Here is a 25,442-nt window from a genome sequence, read left to right on the forward strand (position 1 = left end):
ATGTCACAGGAATTTAATGTTGTCGTTTTAGGTGCATCGGGCGCAGTGGGTCAAACTATGATAGAGATCCTCGAAGAGCGTAATTTCCCGGTTGCCAATTTGTACCCTTTAGCCAGTAGCCGCAGCGCCGGTGAAACGGTCAGCTTTCATGGCAAACAAATTACCATTCTCGACGTAGAAACCTTCGATTGGACCCAAGCTCAAATTGGTTTCTTCTCTGCAGGTGGTGATGTTTCCGCCAAATGGGCACCGATTGCTGCTGAAGCAGGCTGTGTTGTGATTGATAACACCTCTCACTTTAGATACGACATCGATATTCCTTTGGTTGTACCTGAAGTGAATCCGCATGCTATCGCTGATTTCCGCAATCGCAATATCATTGCTAACCCAAATTGCTCAACCATTCAAATGCTGGTGGCACTTAAGCCAATTTATGATGCCTATGGTATCAGCCGCATTAATGTGGCAACGTACCAGTCAGTATCGGGCACAGGTAAAAAAGCCATTGAAGAATTAGCGCATCAGTGCACTAAATTACTGCAAGGTTTACCTGCCGACGCTGAAGTCTATCCAAAACAAATTGCTTTTAACGTATTGCCACAAATCGATAAATTTATGGATAACGGCTATACCAAAGAAGAAATGAAAATGGTCTGGGAAACCCAGAAGATTTTCGGTGACGATGAGATTTTAGTGAATGCGACTGCCGTACGTGTGCCTGTGTTTTATGGTCACTCTGAAGCCATTAATATCGAAACTCGTCAGCCTGTTGATGCCGAAGACGTTAAAGCTTTACTGCGTAATGCCGAAGGAGTGGTATTGTTTGAATCCGATGATGATTATCCAACAGCAGTGACAGATGCCGCAGGAACCGATCCGGTTTATGTGGGTCGCATTCGTAAGGATATTTCTCATTCTCACGGGATTAACTTGTGGGTTGTGTCAGACAATATTCGTAAAGGCGCAGCCTTGAACAGTGTGCAAATTGCCGAGATCTTAGTGAGAGATTATTACTAAGCATTAGATTGCATTTGATGCCCATTGAAAAGCCTGCTGTCAGCAGGCTTTTTTTGTTTTACAATTGTGAACAGTAGCAGGGCGGGGATTTCTGGTTTATAGTAATCTCAATAAATACAATTGCCTAAAGCCTGTTATCAGTGAGATAACTTTATAGCGCTTCAAAGGGAAGGATTGATGAAATTTCGCACTTCGTATCTTGTGGGTCTAATGGCCACTGTTTTAGCTGTTTCTTCTACCGCTTATTTTATTGATCCCGCCGTTGCTGCAGATACACCAAGATTAAAACCCTTAAAAATCATGGGGCCAGACGGACAGATCCGTCAAGTTAACCATCAATATGGTCCAACGACATCGAAAGACACTTTTTGGAGCATAGCGCAAAAAGTCCGTCCTGATGCCAGTGTTAGCGTCTATCAGGTGATGGCCGCCTTATACGATGCTAACCCTCATGCGTTTAACTCTGCCAGTTATAACAGTTTAGAACGCGGTATGATCCTGCTCATTCCGTCTAAAGAAGTCATGCTGTCGATCCCCAATCGTATGGCGATAGCCAGAGCAGAGCAAAGTGATAGACAATCTCGGGCTCCGGCGAAAGCAGCGTCTAAACCGCCAGCTAAGGTGACGACAGCAAAAGCGCCAGTCACGGCTCCTGCGGTGATTGTTGAAACGAAAGTGACACCACCTAAAGCGGTTGTTGAAACACCTGTTCCAGAAAAGCCCAAGATGCTGAGTTCAGATGTGACGGCGCGGTTAGAAGCGGCAGAAAGCAAAAATCTGTCATTAACCGATGAATTAGCCCGCACGCAAGATCAACTCTCAGTGCGCACTTCAGATGTTGAAGCGCTAAAAGTTAAAGTTGAAGAATTAAATCAACGGATTGCTGTGCTGGAAGAAACACTTCAAGCCAGCAAACTACAAAACCAAGCCTTGAAAGCCGAAGTTGAAGCTGCGCAAGTGCCAGAGACGATAGCTGTTGAAGCTGAAGTAGAGGCAGAGGCACCGATTGAGCCCGATGACTTGTGGCGCAATATCCTTAACAGTCCTGCGTTATTGATTGCCGCGGCTGTGATCCCTGCCTTGTTCTTACTGCTTGCTGTGTTCTGGTTCCTGCGCCGTAAACGCAATAAAGAACGTCGTGAAATGCAGACACAAGAAGCGGTTATGGCCGCCGGTGCCGCTGGGATTGCAGGTACCGCCATCATGGATATGGATGATGACGATTTAGACGATATGGCGGTACATTTAGATTCTGACCATGCGGACTCCATCGATAGTCTTCTTGATATGGGCAGTGTCGATTTACAACCTGAGCAAGATTTGACTGACTCCCACGATCAGATGGATATGGCTTCTGAAATGTTTGTCGATCCGGGGATCTCTGCCGAACCTGAGGTTGAAGACGAAGGGCAATCTCTTGATGATCTGTGGGCCGAAGCCATGGGCGATCAGGAAGAGGATATTGTTGAGGAGAAACCTAAATCTGGCAATATTCTTGAGGAAGCCGATCTTGATGCACTATTAGCGGGCCTAGGTTCTGACGACAGCACTTCTGAAGACAGCACCGAAGCCGAAGAGGATTTAAGTGAATTAGAGCGTAACTTTGCGAGCGATTTAGCTCAAGAAGATGACAGTAATGATGTTACTTCTAAGTTGAATGATGTTGAAGTCGCAGACACTAAACCTGCCGATGAAGCCATCGCGGATGACGATGATCTTGATGCATTACTTGCCGAGTTTAGTGTTCCTGCAAAAGATACTGAGACTGCACAAGCGCCTGCCCCAGACGTTGTTGCATCTGATGATGAAGATCTCAGTGCTGCCATCGCGGCAGAACTCGGTGATGAGCTAGATGATGAACTTAGCGGAGAAGACGTTGATGATATCGATGCCTTATTGGCTGATTTCGATAAACCAACGCCAGCCGCTGAACCTGAAGTCGAGCCTGATCTTGGCGCTGAAATTGCTGCTGAACTAGATGCGGAGCTTAATGAACTGGGCGTAGAAGACACCGATGACATCGATGCCCTGTTAGCCGATTTCGATAAACCTGCAGAACCTGAAGTTGAACCTGATCTCGGTGCTGAAATTGCCGCAGAGCTAGACACTGAGCTTAATGAACTGGGCGTAGAAGATACCGACGACATTGACGCCCTGTTAGCCGATTTCGATAAACCTGCAGAACCTGAAGTTGAACCCGACCTCGGCGCTGAAATTGCCGCCGAGCTAGACGCTGAGCTTGATGAGCTGGGTGTGGAAGATACCGACGATATTGATGCTCTGTTAGCGGATTTTGATAAACCGACGCCAGCGGTTGAACCTGAAGTCGAGCCCGATATTCGTGCTGAAATTGCCGCTGAGTTAGACGATGAGCTTAATGAATTAGGCGTAGAAGAATCCGATGATATTGATTCACTACTGGCGAGTTTTGATGCTGAGCCTGAACTCAAAGTCGATGCAGAAGATGATGATATCAGTGCAGAAATCGCCGCAGAATTAGAAGCTTCGTTACCGGAAGACATAAAAGGTGAAGCGTCAGGTGATGATGATTTAGATGCACTCTTAGCTGAGTTTGATGTGCCGGAGCAATTGGATGCCGATGAAGATGAATTCGACTTTGATATGGAAACGGCGCAACTCGATTCAGACGACAATTCAGTTGACGAAGATAATTTACTTAAAGGCATAGGTGCGGCTCACTCTATCGACGGCACCGATGATACTTTTACATTAGTCGAGGAACTGAGTGACGATAACGACGCTGATGTATTAGCGACGGCCGCAGTCACTTTGGCCGCTGCTGCAGCCGCGGCCAGTGTTAAAGAAAAAGAATCTTCTTTCTTTAATGATTTAAAAGCCAATAAGAGCAAAGATCCCCATGTGCTCGATTGGGACTCAGAGCTAGATTTTGCACCTAAGGCTAAGCCTGCTGCAACGCAAGCAGATGTAACGGCTAATGATGTTGAGCCTAATAAAGATGCCACTGCGCTCGATTATGCTTCTCAAGAGAAGCCCATTAATGCTACGCGTAACGATATTGATTATAGTGAAGATTTTAAACTTGATATCAAAGAAGACGCGGATGATTTGGACCTTGAGCAAGGGCTAGACTTAAGTGACGATAACGTGCTCGCCGCTTTTACAGCCAATACAGATTATGACGATGAAGATGTGTTGACGTCGGAAGACAGTTTCTCTCTGGTCGATGATCATAATCTTACCGTCGATGAAGCCTTGGCTGCACTCGATGCCCAGGAGTCGCGAAAAGCGCAGAAAAAGTTTGTTCCTGACCATGATTTAACCAGTTTTCAAAATGAAAACGGTTTTATCGACATCGACAAGTTGCTGAATGATGCCGATGAAGAGGGCGCAGATACCGATTTGTATTCGGAAGTTGACGTTGAGATGAGTGATGTCGGTGCCTTAATCGGTGATGCCGCGATGATCGATGTTGATGATGAAGAAAACTCAGTCAACGCTAAGCTGGATTTAGCGCGTGCTTATATCGAAATTGACGACAGCGACAGTGCGAAAGCCCTGCTCAAAGAAGTGCAAATTGACGGTAACGAGCGCCAGCAGGATGAAGCAGGACGTTTGCTCAAAGAGATTAGTTAATCCCGGTTGAGAGTGTTTCAATCTAACGGCGCCTTCAGCGCCGTTTTTTTTATGGGCTGCTGTGATAAAATGCGCCGCTAAATCAATTGTGAGGATAAGTGATGCGGATTGCATTAGGTATTGAATATGACGGTAATGGTTATTTTGGCTGGCAACGTCAGGCCGAAGTCGATTCAGTACAAGGGCAATTAGAACGGGCGTTATCGATAGTGGCCAATGAGCCTATCGGCGTCTTCTGCGCTGGCCGTACCGATGCGGGCGTGCATGCCACAGGCCAAGTGGTCCATTTTGAAACCAATGCTATTCGTAATGAAGGCGCATGGACCTTAGGGGTGAATGCTAATTTGCCCGACAATATTGCCGTTCGTTGGGTCAAAGAAGTCGACGACAGTTTCCATGCGCGCTTTTCGGCCACCGCCAGACGCTACCGCTATGTGATTTATAATCACACTTTTCGGCCTGGGATTTTACGCCATGGTGTAAGCCATTATCACGGCAATATCGATGCTGACAAAATGCACCAAGCGGCACAGGCACTCTTGGGTGAGCAGGATTTTACTAGCTTTCGCGCTGTTCAGTGTCAGTCGAAAACACCGTTTCGTAATGTGCATTGCGTTAATGTAACGCGCCAAGGTATGTATGTGATTGTTGATATCGCCGCGAATGCTTTCTTGCATCACATGGTGCGCAATATTGTCGGTTCATTGTTAGAAATCGGTCTAGGTAATCAGCCACTGACTTGGATGGGCGATTTGCTCGCGTTAAAAGACAGAAACCAAGCCGCAGCAACGGCTAAACCCCATGGACTCTATTTAGTTGATGTGACTTATCCAGAACAATATCAATTACCTAAGCTCGCTCTTGGGCCATTATTCATATTGGATTGAAAAGATCTTATTTGAGAGATAATCGAATACGAGGATATACGGACATGCTTACAGTACCAGCGTCAAATGCAGCATTGGAACAGTGGTTGGATTATTTGCTATCTATACATCCAACCGAAATCGATATGGGGTTAACCCGTGTCTCTAAGGTCGCGCAAACCCTGGGTCTTTTGGATTTAGGTACAACCAAGATAGTGACAGTGGCGGGGACGAATGGCAAAGGCACCACCTGCGCCATGCTCGAAAATATTCTGCGCCTATCGGGTTTGACTGTGGGCGTATACAGTTCGCCACACATGCTGAAGTACAACGAGCGAGTGCGTATCAATGGTAGCGATGTCAGTGATAGTGGTTTTGTTACGGCATTTGAGCAAATTGAAGCCGCGCGCGGCGATATTTCTCTGACCTTTTTTGAGTACGCTACGCTCGCAGGCTTGATACTCTTTAAAACCGCTAAGCTTGATGTGGTTATCTTAGAAGTCGGTTTAGGTGGACGGTTAGATGCTACCAATATTATCGATGCCGACATTAGCGTACTGACGTCGGTCGATTTAGACCATGAAAGTTATCTCGGTAATACCCGTGAGCTTGTGGGCCGTGAAAAGGCGGGCATTTTCCGCCGTGGTAAACCTGCCATTGTGGGTGAACCCAACTTGCCACACACTGTCAATGATGTCGCCAATGAGGTTGGCGCCATCTTGTATCGTGTCGGTAATGAATTCAGTTATCAAGCCCATGGCAATCTGTGGGATTTTCAAGGTCAAGTGCTCAAACTGCACGATTTAGCGTTACCAACTTTGCCATTACCTAATGCGGCGACTGTATTGGCAGTGATTGAACAGGGCTGGCCGGATATCACGCCTTCAATTATTGCTGAGGGTATTAGCACGGCTCGGTTAACGGGTCGATTAGAGCGGGTGAGTGAGCAACCGTTAGTGTTACTCGATGTTGCCCATAATCCCCATGCTGCGCGGTTTTTGGTACAACAGTTAGCGCCAATCGTTGTGGGTAAGCGCGTGTTCGCCCTTTGCGGCATGTTGAAGGATAAAGATATCGCAGGTGTGTTGCCTGTGATCAACCCTCTGATCGACACTTGGTATTTGGTCAGTCTGCACGGAGAGCGTGGCGCGAGTTCGGCCATGTTACGCAAAACATTAGCCACTGAGGCTGCTGCATTTGAGTTTGAGGACATATCTGAGGCTTGGTCTGCATTAAAAGCGCAAATTAACCCAGATGATGTGGTAATTGTGTTTGGCTCCTTTTACACTGTGGCAGGTTTTAAGTCTCAATTTATGCAGGAAGTCAGTTTTGTCTAGCCAGTTTCATAATCGTTTAGTCGGCACTGTAGTGCTGGTTGCGCTTGGGGTAATTTTTTTGCCGGATATTTTGGATGGCAAAAAAGATCGCCAAGAAGAGCAGTTTTCCGAAATTCCTTTGCGCCCGACCGTGATTGAGCAGCAAAAAGCCGACGATGATATGTTTGAAGTCTTGTCGGCCGAGGATGCTGCTGCGCTGAATGGGACTGAGGTCGCCTTAGCCGAAATGCCAGTTAATGCTGACAATGAAAAGTCTGCCGTTGCGCCAGTAATCGAAGTCGCAAAGCAAGATGTTAAGAAAGACGTTAAGCCTGATGTTAAAAAAGCAGAGCCTAAGCCTGAAACAAAACCTGAAGCTAAAAAAGAGCCGCCTAAAGCCACTGTAAAAACTGAGCCGGCTAAAAAAGCGGACGCTAAAGCGACCACTGTGGCTAAGGCTGAAAAGCCGAAAGCAGAAACGCCCAAAGCCAGTGCTGCCAAAGAGGATGCCGTTAAAGTGGTCAGCCGTGACAGCTTGAAAAGTGGCTTTACCTTGCAGCTTGGCAGTTTTAACAACGCAACGAATGTTAAAGCTTTGGTTGCACAGCTGCGTAAGAGTGGTTTTAAAGCGTACACTATTCCTGAAAACCCTAAAGATGGCGTATTAACTAAAGTGTTTGTCGGACCTGATGTGTCTGAGGCAAAGCTGAAGAAAGTACAAGTTGAGGTGGAAAACCTCACGCGTCTCAAGGGATGGATTGTTCCTTTTAATCCCTTAGAATCTTAATGGTGATACAACACACGAGACTGAAAATGATTTATTTACCTCACTAGGGGTGAGAATCGTTTCAGTCTCTGGTAGAATCGCGCCGTCTTAAAGCCCATGTCGGAAAGCCATCTCAATGGTTTGGATTGATTACGCTATCATATTCGTCATCGGATTATCGACTCTCATCAGTCTGATCCGTGGATTTGCCAAAGAAGCCATGTCCTTAGTGGTATGGTTTGCGGCTTTCTTTGTTGCCAGCCAATTTTACCAAGATCTTGCCGTTCACTTAACACAAATGAACGATGAGATGCTGCGTAATGGCGTTTCTATTGCCATCCTCTTTATTACCACTTTGGTACTCGGTGCCTTAGTTAACTATATTCTCGGACAACTTGTTGTCAAAACCGGATTATCTGGCACTGACAGGCTTTTGGGCTTGTGCTTCGGTGCTATTCGAGGCGCGCTTATTGTGAGCGCCTTGTTGTTTTTCATGGATGCTTTTACAGGCTCTCCCAATTCCCAATGGTGGAAAGATTCTGTGCTAGTGCCCGAATTTGGCGTTGTTATTCAATGGTTTTTTGACTATTTGGAAAATACCTCCAGCTTTGTACCCAAACTATAAGAAAGAAAATAAAATAATCCTAAGTGATAGAACATCTTACAATGAGGAAGCTTACCCATGTGTGGTATCGTCGGAATAGTTGGCCAATCATCGGTTAATCAGACCATTTATGATGCACTGACAGTGTTGCAGCACAGAGGTCAGGATGCGGCAGGTATTGTGACCATTGATCGTGGTGCTTTCAGACTACGTAAAGCCAATGGTTTGGTTAAAGACGTTTTTGAAGTCAAACATATGCAACGCCTACAAGGTAATGCTGGTATTGGCCATGTGCGTTATCCAACTGCGGGCAGTTCAAGCGCATCTGAAGCGCAGCCTTTCTATGTTAACTCACCATTTGGGATCTCATTAGCCCATAACGGTAACTTAACTAACACAGTCGAATTAGCCGAAGGGCTGATCAAAAAACGTCGCCACGTGAACACCACTTCGGATTCTGAAGTCTTGTTAAACCTGCTCGCCGACGAACTGCAAAAAACCACGAGTTTGACCCTGACGTCGGAAGAAGTGTTCGATGCGGTCGCTAACGTACACCAACAAGCTCGTGGCGCCTACGCAGTTGTTGCCATGATTATTGGTCAAGGCTTAGTCGCGTTCCGTGACCCATTTGGTATTCGTCCTTTGGTATTAGGTAAGCACGAAACTGCCACTGGCACTGAATACATGGTGGCTTCTGAAAGTGTGGCACTCGATGCAGTTGGCTTTGAAGTGATGCGTGATGTTGCACCGGGTGAAGCGATTTATGTTTCAATTGACGGCCAGCTGTATACCCGTCAATGTGCCGCCGAGCCTAGCTATGCACCTTGTATCTTCGAATTCGTCTATTTTGCCCGTCCAGATTCGACGATCGACAAAGTGTCTGTATATGCAAGTCGCGTCAACATGGGCGCTAAGCTTGGCGAGAAGATTAAGAAGGAATGGTACGATCACGATATCGACGTGGTTATTCCTATTCCTGAAACCTCTTGCGATATCGCGCTGGAAATTGCCCGTTGCATGGATTTACCGTACCGGCAAGGTTTTGTGAAAAACCGTTATATTGGCCGTACCTTCATCATGCCTGGTCAACAGGAGCGTAAGAAGTCAGTGCGTCGTAAGTTGAATGCCATTAACACTGAGTTCAAAGGCAAAAATGTCCTGTTGGTGGACGACTCTATCGTTCGCGGTACGACCTCTGAGCAAATCATCGAAATGGCCCGTGAAGCAGGTGCTAAGAAAGTGTACTTTGCCTCTGCCGCACCGGAAATTCGTTTCCCGAACGTGTACGGTATTGACATGCCAACGTCGAATGAGCTTATTGCCCACGGTCGTGATGCCGATGAAATCGCCAAGTTAATTGGTGCTGATGGCATTATTTTCCAAGACTTACCCGATTTAATTGAAGCGGTAAGAATGGAAAATCCTGCGATTAAACGTTTCGAAACGTCTGTATTTGATGGTCACTACATCACGAACGACGTTGACCAAGCGTATTTAGATCACTTGACGCAACTGCGTAATGACGATGCCAAAGCCGATCGAAATAAAGATATCGGCACTAACTTAGAGCTGCATAACGTCTGTCACCCATAAGGATTGTGGGTCATTCAGTATCGTAAAGTTTGTGTCCTTTTTGTTCTAAACGATACAAAAAAGCCAGTGAGAAATCACTGGCTTTTTAATGGCTTATATTTGCTTAACGGAGCATAGTGGTAACGTCTACGTATTTATACGTTGCGCTGTTTCAGTCATTACATTTTCTTCAGCGTGTTTGCGTTCAACCCAGTAATCCGCATTTTTAATCCCCAGTTTTACCGGGTCAAAAAGTGGCTCTATGCCGAGTGCTTGTTGTGATTCATAATCTTTAAGGCAAGTGAATGCGGTTTTCCTTAATAGAATAATGGCAATAATATTGAGCCATGCCATAAGTCCGACACCAATGTCACCCATTCCCCAAGCCATATCAGCCGTTTTAACTGTGCCGTATACGGTTGAGCCAATGATCACGACTTTGAGAACGACCATGAACCAAGGATGATTTACTTTACGGTTAATATAGGCAATGTTGGTCTCAGCAATGTAGTAATAAGCCACTATGGTAGTAAAGGCGAAGAAGAACAGTGCGATAGCCACAAAGATATTGCCAAATCCTGGCATCATACTTTCCATTGCCGTTTGTACATAGCCTGGTCCTGCAGCGACTCCGGCAATGCCTGTATAGAGCGCCGCACCGTCTGGGCCCTGAACATTATACAGTCCTGTAATGAGCAGCATGAAACCTGTTGCAGAGCAAACGAATAAGGTGTCGATATACACAGAAAAAGCTTGAACTAACCCTTGTTTGGCTGGATGGCTTACCGCCGCTGCAGATGAGGCATGTGGCGCTGTACCTTGACCCGCTTCGTTGGAGTAAATACCCCGCTTTACCCCCCACATGATGGCTAAGCCTAAAATGGCACCAAAACCCGCATCAAAGCCAAAGGCACTTTTGATAATTAACCATAAAATACCCGGTAGCTGGCCAATATTTAGCGCTATGATGACACAAGCCACTATGATGTAACCCAGTGCCATAAAGGGGACGACGGCACTGGCAAAGTGAGCGATACGTTTTACACCGCCAAAAATGATAAAACCAAGAAGCATCGCTAGTATGGCTGCCGTCACATTAGGATCTATGTTGAAAGCGGTTTTTAAACTTGAACCAATCGAGTTAGCTTGTACGCCCGGCAGCAGGATCCCGCAGGCAAATATGGTCGCTATTGCAAATACCCATGCATACCATTTCATGCCTAAGCCTTTTTCAATATAAAAAGCAGGCCCACCACGATACTCGCCATTGATTTTTTCTTTATAGACTTGACCTAAGGTCGATTCAACGAAGGCGGAGCTGGCACCGAGAAAGGCAACCATCCACATCCAAAATAAAGCGCCAGGACCACCAAAGGTGATTGCTGTGGCAACCCCTGCAATGTTACCTGTACCGACTCGACCCGCTAATGTCATCGCGAGTGCTTGAAAAGACGACACTCCCGCATCAGTACTCTTACCATCAAACATCAGGCGGATCATTTCTGGCAGATGGCGCAGCTGTAAAAATCGAGTGCGAAGGGAGAAATAGAGCCCGACACCTAGGCAAAGAAAAATAAGTGCAGGGCTCCAAATTACACTATTGATCGCGTTGACAATCTCATTCATAGACTCCGATTCCTTTATTGTGTTGTTTTAGCAGAGTTTTTAGTTTTACGGTTATTCAACAGATGTTGAGTTAGGACATTCACTTTTGATTAAGACATTTTTTGTAAATATCCAAGATACTCAACATAACTATTTTTTAGGGAGCTTCATAGTTAAAGTGTTAAATATTTGAAACCAATGTGTTTTGAAATTGAGTTTTAGCATGGGTAAATAGAGCGGAGGGGCGAGTTAACTCGAAATACGGTAGTGATTTATTATGAATGTCAGTTATCCCATTACCCAAAGTAGCATCCACACGCCGAATAAACTGCTTAAGCTATGGCGCGTGATTTGATGGCTGAGTAATAGAGATAAACTCACAGCAATAGGAATGACGAGAATGAATCCCCATGCTAACGGCATATCGATGATTTTCATTTGTCCCAGCCAGGTACTGGTGAGCATGCTTATTGCGAGTAACATTAAGCTATGGAATATCAATAACTGATTGAATCTTAATATTAATGCTGGAGTTATTGCCATAGCCTGTCGCGCATTTATTGCAAACTGTCTCATAGTCACTCCTTAGTTATTTAGTGTATCTTATGTATTATTGAGAATCATTCGCAATTGAATTTACACTTAAGCTTTTACATTTAAGCTCGGTTTACTACAGAAATTTGCACTCAACTGGCGTTTGGGCTAAATTATACTGTAATTATATCCAGTGCTTGGTGTTTGTATGATTCTCTATATCGCAGAAAAACCTAGCCTAGGGCGGGCCATTGCCGATGTATTGCCTAAACCCCATAAAAAATGCGATGGATTTATCGAAGCCGCCAATGGCGATTGTGTGTCTTGGTGTGTCGGTCACTTGCTCGAGCAAGCAGAACCTGATGCCTATAATCCTGAATTTAAGTCTTGGAAATTCGAGCATTTGCCAATAGTGCCAGACAAGTGGCAACTAAAACCTAAGGCTGCGACCCGCAGCCAACTCACAGTGCTAAAACGATTAGTCAAACAAGCCAACACCTTGGTTAATGCGGGCGATCCCGACCGTGAAGGGCAGTTACTCGTGGATGAAGTGATTGCCTATCTTGGCGTGACGGGGGACAAGCTACATCAAACTCAGCGTTTACTGATCAGTGACTTAAACCCACAAGCTGTAAAACGAGCTCTAACGCAGCTACGCAGTAATCGCGAGTTTATTCCTTTATCCACATCAGCCTTAGCCCGCAGTCGTGCCGATTGGCTCTATGGCATGAATATGACGCGTGCGTACACCATCCAAGGTAAAAAGGTCGGTTATCAAGGCGTGTTATCCGTCGGCCGAGTACAAACGCCATTGCTTGGGCTAGTGGTGCGCCGTGATGAAGAGATTGCCCACTTTCAATCTAAGCCTTTTTATGAAGTACTAGCGCATTTGGCGACCGAGAAGCAAGAAACTTTCAGCGCCAAGTGGCAACCTAGCGAAGCTTGTCAGCCTTATATGGATGAAGAAGGACGAGTGTTAGTGAGAGGGTTAGCGCAAAATGTGGTGAGTCGCATCAGTGATAAACCCGCCTTAGTCACTCAATTAGTGGCTAAGGACAAGAAACAGAATCCACCATTGCCCTACAGCTTATCCGCGTTACAGATTGATGCGGCTAAACGGTTTGGTATGAGTGCTAAGGATGTGCTCGATACCTGCCAAAGTTTGTATGAACGCCATAAACTCATTACTTACCCACGCTCCGACAGTCGTTATTTACCCGTTGAGCAACATAACCTTGCGCCTTCGGTTCTTAAGGCGATAAGTGACGGCGCTGCTGAGTTATTGCAAGGTGCTGATGCACCCGATCCCCGTCTTAAATCTAAAGCATGGGATGATAAAAAAGTGGACGCCCATCACGCAATCGTCCCCACAGCGAAGACGGCTAACTTATCTAGCTTGAGTCAGCGTGAGAGGCAGTTATATCTTCATGTTGCTCGCCAGTACTTAGCCCAGTTTTATCCGGCTTATTGTTACAGTGAAACCACAGTGCAAGTGACAATCGAGGGGGGCTTATTTAATACCAAGGCGCGTCAGGATAAATCCCTCGGCTGGAAGCAACTCTTTGCCCGCCAAGAGCCTAATGGCAGTAAGGCGAGTGGCAACAAGTCGACGGAAGAAAGCGCAGGTAAGGACGATGAGGAGAATGACGAGTTTATCGGCCAATTACCGCCTTTGAAATTGGGACAGGCTTTGCATTGTACTCGAGGCGAATTGTTGGAGAAAAATACTCAACCACCAAAGGCCTTTACCGATGCCACTTTACTCGGTGCTATGACGGGTATTAGCCGTTATGTGACCGATCCTGAGATCCGTAAAATTCTTAAAGAAACCGATGGATTAGGTACAGAGGCTACCCGTGCAGGTATTATCGAATTGCTGTTCAAACGCGGTTTTTTACAACGCCTAGGTAAATCTATTGTCTCGACAGACGTGGGGAAAGGATTGATTAACAGCTTGCCCGCGAGTGCGACTACGCCGGATATGACAGCGCTTTGGGAAGCGAGCCTGAACGGCATTTGCCATAAAGAAACCTCTTATCAAGCCTTTATGCAGCCACTGCTCGGCACCTTATCCACGCTTATCCAGAATGCAGGCGCACAACTGCCAACCGCGCTTAATGGTTTACAAGGCCAAGGTTATCGTAAAACGGCAAGTAATAAATCTGGTTATCGTAAGTCGTACTCTAAAAAATCAAGTTCAGCGAAAGGTATAGGTACAACAAAAAACGATGGTTCCAACAAATATGCTTCCCAAAAGACCAGTTCCAAAAGTTCGGTAACTCGATCAACCAGTCGTTCAGCTTCTAATAGCCGTAAATCTACAACAGCAGTGTAATGACACACTTGTTGCATATATGTCGTTATTGTCTCTTGATGTAATAACGACATTTAATTTATCTAACGGTATTTAACAACCGATAATCACGATATTTCGAGATTGCCTGATCCGTATCTAAAAAACACCTTGATTTTCAGCTTTTCCTCCCGGTGGCATATAACCTGCTTAGTATTGTTTGGGGAAAATAATATATTAAATAAATCATGTAATTATATGTGGTTTCGCTGAATTTAAAGGTAGATTAAATGAAAAAGACATTGCTCGCTTTGATGATCCCAAGCTTATTGTTAATGGGAACTGCTCAAGCCGTTGAGTTGTATAATGACCAAACTAACAGCGTTAACATGATAGGTTGGTTAGGTTTTGCCGCGTTAAATGATGGTCATGAAACTTCCGTTATAGATAATTTTTCTCGTGTTGGTTTTCGTTTCGACCGTCAAGAGAAAAATGGCTGGAGCTCCTTTGCCCATACGGAATGGGGTATCAATATGGTGACCAGTGATGACGGCCTTATATACACGCAAGGCCAAGGTGGCGGTCAGTTATCTGCATCTAAAAATTCAGATTTTTTATTCAATCGATTGGGTTATGTAGGGATGTCCCATGAGAAATGGGGAAAGATCAGTTTTGGTAAGCAATGGGGGGCTTACTATGATGTTGCTTACACAACCGATGTGCTCAATGCTTTTACGGGGTGGTCAGTGGGGGCCTATACCTTCGGTGACGGTGGTTTAACAGGGGCAGGACGTGCCGATGCTGCGCTGCAATATCGTAATACTTTTGGTAATCTACATGTCGCAGTGCAGTATGCCTCTAAACAAAATAGCGATGTTGCCTTGTATGATGGCAGTGGTGCTCCCTTGAATGATGGTTCCGAATTGAGTTTCGAACCTAGCTACGGTGCAAGTGTAACTTACAACTTTACTGATAAATTTAAAGTGCTAGCGGGATTTAATCGTGGTGATTTTACCGGAAATCTTGCAGGCCAAGAGGTTGATAACACTAACCAAATTATTGGGATTGGCGCCCAATACGGTAGTTTCTATCAATATGCTCCAGGTCGTGATGCTGACGGTTTATACGTAGGTTTTAACGCCCATAAGAGTGAGCAAAACGAATTAGTGGGGGGAGATTTATATGATTCAACTGGAGCAGAGTTTATTGTTGCTTATCAGTATGATAATGGTTTCGTTCCAACAGTATTACTGACATATCAAGATCTTGATACCGATGTAGATACTGCGATCCAAGGAAAATGGACACGCCAATTTGCAGTGTTAGGTCTGCATTATCGCTATAGCCGCGACACAATTATGTACGTTGAGGCCAAAATAGATTTCAGCAGTATGGATGATAAAGCCTATGAAGATCTACAAGATAACAACTATGCGGTGGGAATCCGTTATTTCTTCTAGATCCTATGGTTATCATTAATTTTTCAAAGGTCACTTATGTGACCTTTGTTATTTATGCACTTTGTTAACCGATGCTTTCTATTTTTGTTATAGAGCACTCGTTAGCCTTGAAAGATTATACAATCCCCAGTTTCTTCATTTTGCTGCGCAGGGTATTGGCATTGATGTCCAATAACTCAGCCGCACCTCCTGGACCATAGAGTTTTCCACCTGTAATCCTCAGTGCATGACTAATATATTTTCTGGTCATAACATCAAGGGGCACAAGTTTATCGCTCGCATAGTTTGGATCTATGATAACGGTTTGATTTGCTTGGTTCGTAATTTCCTCACCCTGATGTGGAGCAAGGAAGCCAAAATCTAACGGTCCTGAAGGTTGTTGTATTATCGCCCGTTCGAGCACGTTAATGAGTTCTCGGACATTTCCTGGCCAAGCGTATTGATTCAGAATATTCAATTGTTCCGGTGTAACTCTTGGTAATTGAGGCAGGTTGAACTTTGAACTCAGTTGCTCGATAAAATGCTGTACGAGTAAAGGAATGTCTGTACGTCTTTGTCTTAATGAAGGGATTTCAATAGGGAAAATAGCTAAGCGATACCAAAGATCTTCCCGAAACATTTCTCTGTGTACCATAGCTTGTAAATTTCTATGGGTGGCAGCCACTATACGAATATCCAGCTGTACAGCATCATGCCCACCCACACGGGTAATACTGCTATTTTGAAGCACACGGAGTAATCGAACCTGTGCGGATAGTGGTAGCTCACCAATTTCATCGAGGAAGATAGTGCCGCCATTGGCTTGTTCGAAGTAGCCAATTTTACGGGACTCAGCCCCAGTAAATGCCCCTTTTTCATAACCAAAGAGTTCGGAGTCAATCAAAGTATCTGGAATGGCGCCGCAGTTGACCTTGATAAAGGGCTTATCCGAACGTTCAGAAAGTTCGTGAATAGCATTAGCTATCACTTCTTTTCCACACCCCGTTTCACCCAGCATTAGGACGGTCGTATTAATCTTGGCAATAGATTGCACTTGCTGCATGACGTGTTTCAAGCCTGAATTGGCTCCCACTACGCCATTCTGGACATCCAGTGTTCTGCGAAGACTCACATTCTGCTTTGAGAGTGCTTCATTTTCTTTAAGTAAATTACGTCCGCGTAGATTTAGTGCAGTGATTAAGGCTAATGCATGCATATGCGGAGCAATTAAATCAGCATGACGAGGGCGAAAAACGCCTGTCGTTTTGGCATAAAATCCGACTATCCCAAGGTGGGTATTTTCGATAGACATTCTCAAAATGATCAGCGAACGAATACCACTGATCACCTTAGGCGCAACTAAAGCTGTGATTGGGTCGTGCTCAATATCATTAACAATTCTCACGCGTGGGCGTTGAGGATCATCTAAGCACTTAGCCAGTTCTTCAGGGATAGATATTTGCCTATCTAAGGTACATGATTGGTTAGCATTGACATGAGCAATAAATTGTATGTCATTAAATTGTTTGCGAAAAATATTAATAAATAGCCCATCAATAGGCAGTTCATCCCGAATAAACTCGAAGTAACTTTGCAGGGACTTTTCGAGTTGTAGGCTACTGCATAATCTCAGTGTCGATTCGTGATAAAAGTGTTTTTCCATTGATATTTCATGTTAATCATTAAGTATCGTGATTGTAGATCTTTATATTTCGTGATTCCGTGCCTCTAATCAAAGTTCCCCACTTAATTACCTCTTTTTAGGTGCTTGGCACAGCGCATGCACTTCCATGCTGACAAGTTCCAGCCATTATTGAAGGAAGTAAGCATGAGTAAAACTCAAGATATTGATACGGGCCGTCGGCAGTTGCTAAAAGGTGGGGCTGTGATGGCTGCGGGCTTTGGGGCTGCAATAGCCTTACCTGCAACAGCAAGTTGCGATGCTGTTCCTGAAGCATTCGACGAGATTGTAGATGTGCTGGTCGTCGGCAGCGGCTTTGCTGGTATGTCTGCAGCATTACAAGCAAGGGAAGTCGGTGTCAGTGTGATGGTTGTGGACAAGATGCCTGTCTTTGGCGGTAACTCAACAATCAATGGCGGTGCCATGGCTGTGGCGGGCTCTGAGTTGCAAAAACAGGCCGGAATTAATGATTCTGTCGATGAAATGGTCGCCGATATGATGCGAGCAGGTCGGGGCATGAACGATGTTGAGATGTTAAAACTGGTGTGTAATGGCACGGCTGAATCCTGTCAGTGGTTGATTGAACATGGGGTTAAGTGGAAACCTTTTGTGCAGCATTTTGGTGGACACTCAATACAACGAGTCTTGCAAACCGTTGAAAGTTCAGGGGCAGGTATTATCAGACCGCTGATTAACGCCGCGAGAGATAAAGGCGTGGTGATGAGAAATCAGACCAAGCTCGAAAGCTTTGTGAAAGATCTCGATGGTCGCGTGATTGGGGTCGAAGTTCGTGAAGGTTTTTATTTCCCTAATGAGCGAACCGGTAAAATACGTCGCATAGGCGCGCGCCGTGGTGTTGTCATGGCAACGGGGGGCTTTGGTCGCGATATTGAATATCGCATGATGCAACTACCTGAGTTAAATAACGACTTAGATTCCACCAATCATGCTGGTGCAACTTCAGAAGCCCTAAAGCAAATGATGCTCTTAGGTGCTAACCCTATTCATTTAGACCAAATTCAACTCGGCCCATGGGCATCTCCCGATGAAAAAGGCTTTGGTACTGCATCCCAGTTCAACACGATTGCGACCTATCCCCACGGTATTGTGGTGGATGTGCGCACTGGTGAACGTTTTTTCAATGAACTTGCAGATCGTAAAGCGAGAGCTGACGCTATCATGACTCGCCGTGATGAACATGGTCAGCCTGTTTATCCTATTGGTTTCACTAATGCAGAAGGGGCTAGTAAGGCGCAAACCTTAGATTGGGGACTGAAATATAAGGTGATTAGTAAAGCAGAAACCTTAGACGAACTTGCTGCTATTTATGGTATGCCAGCCAAAGCACTAAAAGCTCAAGTCGCCCGTTGGAACGAAGCGGTAAAAAATGGTGTTGATAAAGAATTCGCACGTCCTCTGCAAGAAGCCATTGTGCTAGATAAAGGGCCTTGGTATGCCGTTCGTATGTGGCCAAAAGTTCACTATTGCATGGGCGGCGTTAAAGTGAATACCCGATCAGAAGTACTGCATTTAGTCACCAACCAAGCCATTCCAGGGCTGTATGCCGCAGGTGAAGCAACCGGAGGAATTCACGGTGCTAGCCGTTTAGGCGCTTGTGCTGTCGCAGAGGGCGTTGTTACTGGTCGCAACGCGGGCCGAAATTGTGCCGCGGCAAAGGCGGCGGTGCTTAAGCAAGCATAATTAGATTTTTATTAAAAATTACAATGTATTGGAGAATGGTAATGAATAAATCAGTGTTGATGGCATCGCTTACTTTAAGCCTACTCTCTGGGAGTGCTTTAGCGATGGAGCACGTTGTCCTCGATGGTAAACATTTAACGCAAGAACAAGCATGGGCAATCGCCGATGGCGCTAAAGTCAAGATTGCATCTCAAGCGAAAACCCAACTCGTTAAAGCTAATAGTTTGTTGATGGAAGCTGCTCGTTTAGGTAAGCCTGTTTATGGTCTTACTGTGGGCGTTGGTTTGAACAAAGATCACAAGTTATTTGATGCCAATGGCAAGTTAAGTGATGAAGTGCTTGAGGCATCACGTAACTTTAACTACAGCACTTTTCGAGCTCATAGTGCAGGAGTCGGTGACGCTGCACCGATTCGGTTAACTCGATTAGCCTTGGCGGTACGCTTAAATACTATGCTCGCGGGACAAACAGGGGTGCAACCTGTTGTGGCTGAACTCTATGAGGCATACCTTAACAAAGGGTTAACGCCAGTCATCCCCGCCCACGGTACTGTAGGTGAAGCGGATATTTTGCTCTCATCCCATGTCGGGTTAGCTATGGTGGGTGAGTGGGAAGTATTCTACAAAGGACAACGTGTTAGCAGTAAAGATGCTATGGCGGATGCCGGAATTACACCACTTGTGCCTATGGGTAAAGATGCGCTATCAATTCTGTCTAACAATTCGTTTTCAGTTGCTTATGCGATGCAAGGTTACCGTGAGGCCAAGCAATTACTCTCTATCTCGCCAACGCTATTTGGTTTAAGCCTTGAGGGATTAAATGGTAACGTGGCGCCATTTTTACCACAAACCAATGATATTCGTCCTTTCCCTTATATTAAAGCCAGCACAAGTGACATTCTAAAACAGTTAGATGGCAGTTATTTATGGCAGCTTAATGATGAACGTCCTTTGCAGGACCCTCTCAGTTACCGAACGACAGCATACACGTTAGCCAGTGCTGAACAAGCGTTAGCAGAATTGAATTATGTGGTAAATATTCAAATAAATCATTCGGATGATAACCCTGCAGTTATTGTTGGCGCATCGAATGAGTATGCGAAGTTTCCACAGGTTGCTAAGTATATTGTCGAAGGGCAAGGTGGTGTGTTCCCAACCACGAACTTTGAACCTTTGCCTGTTGCACTGGCAGTGCAAAACTTGAGCGTGGCGTTGACGCATGTATCCCATAACAGTGTCATGCGCACTATCCATTTATCCGATGATCACTTTACTAAACTGCCACGCTTTTTAAGTGCTCCAGGTAATAATGGCCATGCTTTTGGCGCGATTCAAAAAGCTTTTGTAGATATGCATGTTCGTAATAAACAGTTGGCGACCCCAGTGTCATTTGATGGGATTTCAATTGCGGGGGGAATTGAAGATACTTTCACTAACCTGAAGCTTGCTGCGGACAATTTGATCCAGATTGTCGACAACACACGTGTGATCTACGGTTTAGAGTTGTTGCATTCAAGTCAAGCGATTGATTTACGTAAGTTGGCCACTCCAGATCTTCATTTAGGTAAAGCGACCGAAGCTATGTACAAGGCCTACCGAGAAAAAGTGTCATTTGTTGCTCAAGATCGCCCATTCACGCCTGATATCCAAACTTCAACTGAATTTATCGCAAATTATTAATATGTTATGCGGGGCAGTATGCCCCGCTATAGGAAGAGTCTGATGTTAAAACCCTTATATACACTTTTACTTGGTTGCATGTTCATGCTGCCAATAACAACAAATGCGATGAATATTAAGGATTATCATAAGGATGTGATGACAAGTGAGAATGGTCAGGTCGACTGTACTGCCTGTCATGGTGATGTAAAGCGTAAGACCATACCTGATGCCGCAGTGTGCGCTAACTGCCATGGTTCTCCTCAGGATGTGGCTAAACTGACTAAGCGACCTGAAGACGCGGGGCATTCGGTTGAGCCCAATCCCCATGACAGTTTACATTACGGTTCTGATTTACCATGTACCTACTGTCATCAAGAACATAAAGAAAGCAAAGTTTATTGTAATCAATGTCATGAATTTACTTATCCTAAAATGAAGCGATAGTTTTAAGATTTTGTCACTTTGCTTTGTCGTCTATTTTATTGGGCAATGCACTCGCCGAAGGTGAGTGCATTTTTTGCAAAAAAAAGAGTAAACCAAAACGGTTTACTCATACGGAAATGGGTCGTTAAAGCTTGCCAAAATCACTCAACTGATGAGGAGCAGGCATATAATCTCAGCATTAACTTAATTAGCCCTTAAAGCTCATATTTATCTTAGGGTGTCGCCTCGGTTTAAGCTGATGAGCTTATCCAGTATGCGTTCTCCATCCATGCGGATGCCGTTGTGCTCATATTCTGATGTTAACCAATACTTTAGCCTGCCAACTTGTTTTGTGGTTTCTAAACTGTATTGCATCTCCACAAACATATCTTCACTGTAAATGGCCGCTGCAACAGGGACTCGGTTTTGTGCCAGTTGCTCTAGATTGTAAAGTGTTGGCCAATCTGATTTATGGGCAAGGATTTCTGCCGCGGCTTTAAGCGGCACTAAGTGACTAAATTGGTCAAACATCCATGGGTATATCATCTCACCTGTGAATAAAAACGGTTTACCTTGTTGATAGTTAAAGGCGGGGAATTGCTGTCTAACCCTGTGTGCCGACCATTGTGAAGCCGAGTGTTGACAGTAGATGGCTTCATGCAACAGGGCAAAAATCGGGTTAGTGTTGTAATCGAGCATTTGACCGAAATGATTTAAAAATAACGGGTTAACGACTGCCCCTGAAGCCGTGTTGATCAAGGCTTGTTCAAGCAAATAATAAACCGATTCAGGCCCTTGCTCCATTCCAATATTAATACCCAGCAGTTGCAACATTTCAACCGTGAGGCGTTCACCCGTTGCCAAATACACTTCATTTTCAAGCAAATGTTTTGCTAAGCGAGTGACGAGATGTTGAGCATCGTGGAAGCGTTGGAAAAATTGTTTATTCTTCGCCAGTACGCGTTGATAAGTCGCAAGATAGACGTCGTCGCTGCTACGGGTTAATGACGGTATGCCACCTGTAATATAGGCTTCGCTGACACCTTGAGGGGCGGCGCTTAAATAATGTAATACGCAAAATCCCCCGAAACTTTGGCCAAGAATCGCCCATTTATCGGCGGGGCAAAGTTGGGCACGAATCGTTTCGGCATCACGAATGATATTGTCAGCCCTGAAATGGCTTAGGTAATCCGCTTGAGCTGCGGGATCTAAGTGTTGCAGGCTTTGGTAATTAATCGGTGTTGATAAGCCTGTGCCACGTTGATCGAGTAATAACACCCGATATTCTTTTAATGCGCGGCGGATCCAGCCGCTGTTGCTGGCGGGACGCATGGCCGCAAATCCAGGGCCGCCTTGAAAAAATACGATATAAGGTAGTTTTTTATCTTTGTTTTCTGGGCTACAGAGTTCTCTGGCAAACACTTGGATTTGCTCTGCAATTGGATTTTGATAGTTGAGGGGCAAGGTAAAAGTGTGTTTCTTCGCCAGCACTCCGGCGAGAATAATATCGGGTTTCATCAAACAACCTTAATGGCAGAGGATCATGTTATTGTGATTGGCAGATTGTATACCCAAATAAGCTGAAGATGCAGTAACCTAGGCTACCTGAAACGCGTATCTTCAGCTAACTTGGGTATAGACAAAATAGTTTATGTCGTAAGCTAGGATTATTTGATTAGCTTTTGGTGAAGATCAATTTTTTGGATACAAATTTGAGCCATGATGAGTTTCTTAGCGTAATCTATCGCTTATGGATAACACGAGATTGAAGCTATGAAGTATCAGATTATTCCAGTGACACCTTTTCAGCAAAATTGCAGCTTGATCTGGTGTGAAAAAACCAAGCGTGCTGCGGTTGTGGATCCCGGCGGGAATATTGACAGGATCCAAAACGAAGTGGCGAAACTTGGACTCGTTCTAGAAAAAATCCTCCTTACCCATGGGCATATCGATCATGTCGGTGGTGCAAAAGCCCTAGCGAAAGCCGCTAATGTGCCGATTATTGGCCCGCATATTGCCGATAAATTCTGGATTGATAACTTACCTAAGCAAAGCCAAAATTTTGGTTTTCCCCATTGCGATGCCTTTGAGCCGGATCAATATCTACAGGATGGCGATATTGTTAAAGTGGGCGAGCAAAGTTTATCTGTGCTGCATTGCCCTGGGCATACGCCGGGACACATTGCACTTTTCTCTGCCCAATCTAAGTTGGCGTGGGTGGGGGATATTTTGTTTCGAAGTTCTATCGGTCGCACCGATTTCCCCCAATCAAATCATCAGGATTTAATTCACTCGATCACCGAAAAACTGTGGCCCTTAGGTGCCGAGGTTGAATTCATTCCTGGGCATGGTCCTATGTCGACCTTTGGCGAAGAGCGCGAGCATAACCCCTTTGTCGCGGACCAACTTTTACTGTAATTGAGACGCCATTCAGCATTGCTTGATTTGTGAGCGATAATCACTCGCAAATCAAATGATTATTTCAGCTAATAAACCAACCTTTTTTATGTTTTCTGTTTTTCCTTCTAGACTTAAAGCAGTTCTTCCGTCTACTGGGGTAAGTATGAAAACAAAAACAATGATGAGCGTGGTCTTTTCGACCATAGTCGCGAGTGCCGTGATTTCTGCGGTATTGAGCTTCAATGTTAAGTCTAAAATCGATCTCTTTAATGATGCGGCTAGCGTCCGATATCAGTCCTATCAAGTCGCCGATGAGTTAAGACAAAGTTCTGATGACCTAACGCGTCTCGCTCGAACTTACGCTGTTACGGGTGATGAAAAATACGAAAAAATGTATATGGATATTTTGGCTATCCGTAATGGTGAGAAGTCTAGACCTGAAAAATATCACCAGATTTACTGGGATTTGGTGCTGAGCTATGGCGATAAGCCAAAACCCGACGGTGCTAGCATTGCGATAAACACGCAAATGAAGTCCCTCGGTTTTTCTGATGAAGAATTCCGTTACCTTGAACAAGCCCAGCAAAACTCAGATGCGTTAGTCGCCCTCGAAGTGAAAGCCATGAATGCCGTCAAAGGTATTTTTATGGACCCCAACACCCAAACTTACACGATCAAAGGTGAGCCTAACTTAACCATGGCGAGGGAGTTATTACATAGCGACCAATACCACAGAGAAAAAGCTAAGATCATGCAGCCGATTGATGAGTTTTTTACAGCATTGGATAAACGTACCGATGGTGATGTGAATAACCGACTCGATTCCCTGCATGCAGCATTAAACTGGTCCCAACTGGTGTTATTTATCGTGATTTTAGCCGCCGTTGGCGGATTTATTATCGTTAAGAGCAGGATTGTGACTCCCTTAGTGCAGACCTGTGTTGAATTGCTCGATATTCAGCGCTCTAAAAATCTTGCGCGGCGGATCTCTGTTACGACTAAGGGGGAAATTGGTGAAATCGTTAATCAAATCAACTTGTTTATCTCTTCCCTTGCCAGTTCATTATCGACAACGGATGGTATTGCAAAAGAGGTGGCTGATTTAGCGAAGCAAACTAAAGCATCAATTCAAATTTCGCGTGAAAGCTCAAATCGAGTGGCGAGAGAACTGGACGCCAGCGCCAGTGCGATGGAAGAAATGACCACGACCTTAGTGCATGTAAGTGAGAGCACCTCGAACGCTGAAAGCCGCGCCGCCGAAAATGAAACGCATGTCACTGTAGGTAAACAGACAGTATCGGAAGCGTTGAAAGCTATGTCGGTATTAGAAACTGAGTTTAGGAATACTCAAGACTCTATGTCACATCTAGTGAACGAAAGTACCCAAGTCAGCAATGTGTTGAGTGTGATTAAGGCAATTGCTGAGCAAACGAATTTGCTGGCACTGAATGCCGCGATTGAAGCCGCACGGGCCGGTGAGCAAGGACGAGGCTTCGCTGTGGTAGCTGATGAGGTTCGCTCATTAGCCCAGCGCACTCAAGATTCCACCAAGGAAATCGATGATATTGTCGCAAGTCTTCAAAGCCGTACGAATCAAGTGGGTACATCTGTGACTCAAGCGGCGACGCTAATGCAAAAGGCGGGGGTAGAACTGCAACGTATCGTGGCAGTATTTGAGGATATTCGCCATAGTACGGAAGCGATTCATGGGATCAATACTCAGGTTGCCGCTTCAACCGAAGAACAATCCTTGGTTTCTAAAGAAATCGCTTCGAGCATGATGGTGATCCGCGATAATTCCCGTGAAGTATCACAGATTATCGAACAGATTGAATCGACATCCATTAGTCTAGACAACCAATCCCAGATACTGCGCACTAAGGCGGGGGAATACCAGTTTTAGATAAATGTGATTGATTTGTGAACAAACGCCACTCAGACATGGACGT

At 45.1% G+C, this 25,442-nt stretch carries 18 protein-coding genes; 14 read left to right on the top strand and 4 right to left on the bottom strand.

What is annotated here, in order from left to right; genetic code table 11:
• The 7 genes from L5M51_RS16800 (at position 1) to purF (ending at position 9,777) form a co-directional block, all read left to right on the top strand.
• Positions 1-1,017: an aspartate-semialdehyde dehydrogenase gene (locus L5M51_RS16800; RefSeq protein WP_131523510.1), complete on the top strand. Its 1,017-nt coding sequence runs from the start codon at positions 1-3 to the stop codon at positions 1,015-1,017.
• Positions 1,018-1,194: 177 nt separating this feature from the next.
• A complete protein-coding gene (locus L5M51_RS16805; protein ID WP_263173818.1) occupies positions 1,195-4,632 on the top strand; it encodes a FimV/HubP family polar landmark protein in 3,438 nt (1,145 codons plus the stop codon).
• 101 nt (positions 4,633-4,733) lie between these two features.
• A complete protein-coding gene (gene truA / locus L5M51_RS16810; protein WP_212600666.1) occupies positions 4,734-5,519 on the top strand; it encodes a tRNA pseudouridine(38-40) synthase TruA in 786 nt (261 codons plus the stop codon).
• A gap of 44 nt (positions 5,520-5,563) precedes the next feature.
• Positions 5,564-6,835 (top strand): bifunctional tetrahydrofolate synthase/dihydrofolate synthase, encoded by a 1,272-nt coding sequence (folC, locus tag L5M51_RS16815; protein WP_263146232.1) that lies wholly within the window; start codon positions 5,564-5,566, stop codon positions 6,833-6,835.
• Positions 6,828-7,601: an SPOR domain-containing protein gene (locus L5M51_RS16820; protein WP_028761031.1), complete on the top strand. Its 774-nt coding sequence runs from the start codon at positions 6,828-6,830 to the stop codon at positions 7,599-7,601. Before folC ends, L5M51_RS16820 begins: the two co-directional genes overlap by 8 nt.
• Positions 7,602-7,716: 115 nt before the next feature.
• A complete protein-coding gene (locus tag L5M51_RS16825) occupies positions 7,717-8,205 on the top strand; it encodes a CvpA family protein (RefSeq protein ID WP_028761030.1) in 489 nt (162 codons plus the stop codon).
• 57 nt (positions 8,206-8,262) lie between these two features.
• Entirely contained in the window at positions 8,263-9,777 is a 1,515-nt protein-coding gene (gene purF / locus L5M51_RS16830; RefSeq protein ID WP_028761029.1) for an amidophosphoribosyltransferase, read from the top strand.
• 126 nt (positions 9,778-9,903) lie between these two features.
• On the opposite strand, the gene L5M51_RS16835 is transcribed toward purF, so the two are convergent.
• Positions 9,904-11,382 (bottom strand): alanine/glycine:cation symporter family protein, encoded by a 1,479-nt coding sequence (locus L5M51_RS16835; RefSeq protein ID WP_105252099.1) that lies wholly within the window; start codon positions 11,380-11,382, stop codon positions 9,904-9,906.
• Between the two features lie 267 nt (positions 11,383-11,649).
• On the bottom strand, positions 11,650-11,937 hold the full coding sequence (locus L5M51_RS16840; protein WP_263173819.1) for a hypothetical protein: 288 nt from the start codon (positions 11,935-11,937) through the stop codon (positions 11,650-11,652).
• A 166-nt stretch (positions 11,938-12,103) separates the two neighbouring features.
• On the opposite strand from L5M51_RS16840, the gene L5M51_RS16845 reads away from it, so the two are divergent.
• Together L5M51_RS16845 and L5M51_RS16850 are read left to right on the top strand one after the other, a co-directional pair.
• Positions 12,104-14,230, top strand: a complete 2,127-nt coding sequence (locus L5M51_RS16845) for a DNA topoisomerase III (RefSeq protein ID WP_263173821.1) — start codon at positions 12,104-12,106, stop codon at positions 14,228-14,230.
• A gap of 248 nt (positions 14,231-14,478) precedes the next feature.
• Positions 14,479-15,648 carry a porin gene (locus tag L5M51_RS16850; protein ID WP_263146239.1) on the top strand — a complete coding sequence of 390 codons (1,170 nt, stop codon included), beginning with the start codon at positions 14,479-14,481 and terminating at the stop codon, positions 15,646-15,648.
• A 115-nt stretch (positions 15,649-15,763) separates the two neighbouring features.
• Here L5M51_RS16850 and L5M51_RS16855 read toward each other — a convergent pair whose 3' ends face one another.
• Entirely contained in the window at positions 15,764-17,290 is a 1,527-nt protein-coding gene (locus tag L5M51_RS16855; protein WP_263173823.1) for a sigma-54 interaction domain-containing protein, read from the bottom strand.
• 165 nt (positions 17,291-17,455) lie between these two features.
• On the opposite strand from L5M51_RS16855, the gene L5M51_RS16860 reads away from it, so the two are divergent.
• From L5M51_RS16860 to L5M51_RS16870, 3 genes are read left to right on the top strand one after another with little or no spacing between them, the layout of a single operon-like run.
• Positions 17,456-19,009 carry a flavocytochrome c gene (locus L5M51_RS16860; protein ID WP_263146242.1) on the top strand — a complete coding sequence of 518 codons (1,554 nt, stop codon included), beginning with the start codon at positions 17,456-17,458 and terminating at the stop codon, positions 19,007-19,009.
• 41 nt (positions 19,010-19,050) lie between these two features.
• Positions 19,051-20,688 carry a histidine ammonia-lyase gene (hutH, locus tag L5M51_RS16865; RefSeq protein ID WP_263173825.1) on the top strand — a complete coding sequence of 546 codons (1,638 nt, stop codon included), beginning with the start codon at positions 19,051-19,053 and terminating at the stop codon, positions 20,686-20,688.
• 42 nt (positions 20,689-20,730) lie between these two features.
• Positions 20,731-21,114: a cytochrome c3 family protein gene (locus L5M51_RS16870; RefSeq protein ID WP_173244080.1), complete on the top strand. Its 384-nt coding sequence runs from the start codon at positions 20,731-20,733 to the stop codon at positions 21,112-21,114.
• A gap of 207 nt (positions 21,115-21,321) precedes the next feature.
• Here the strand turns inward: L5M51_RS16870 and L5M51_RS16875 are convergent, their stop codons facing one another.
• The gene (locus L5M51_RS16875; protein WP_263173827.1) at positions 21,322-22,611 is read right to left on the bottom strand and encodes an alpha/beta hydrolase; all 1,290 of its coding nucleotides are present in this window, start codon (positions 22,609-22,611) and stop codon (positions 21,322-21,324) included.
• A 255-nt stretch (positions 22,612-22,866) separates the two neighbouring features.
• Here L5M51_RS16875 and L5M51_RS16880 point away from each other — a divergent pair, with 255 nt between their 5' ends.
• Together L5M51_RS16880 and L5M51_RS16885 are read left to right on the top strand one after the other, a co-directional pair.
• The gene (locus tag L5M51_RS16880) at positions 22,867-23,511 is read left to right on the top strand and encodes an MBL fold metallo-hydrolase (protein WP_131523516.1); all 645 of its coding nucleotides are present in this window, start codon (positions 22,867-22,869) and stop codon (positions 23,509-23,511) included.
• Positions 23,512-23,656: 145 nt separating this feature from the next.
• A complete protein-coding gene (locus tag L5M51_RS16885; RefSeq protein ID WP_263173829.1) occupies positions 23,657-25,396 on the top strand; it encodes a methyl-accepting chemotaxis protein in 1,740 nt (579 codons plus the stop codon).
• Positions 25,397-25,442 lie beyond the last annotated feature (46 nt).

The sequence above is a fragment of the Shewanella sp. SM73 genome (genome assembly GCF_025653795.1).
Taxonomy (GTDB): Bacteria; Pseudomonadota; Gammaproteobacteria; order Enterobacterales; family Shewanellaceae; genus Shewanella; species Shewanella oncorhynchi.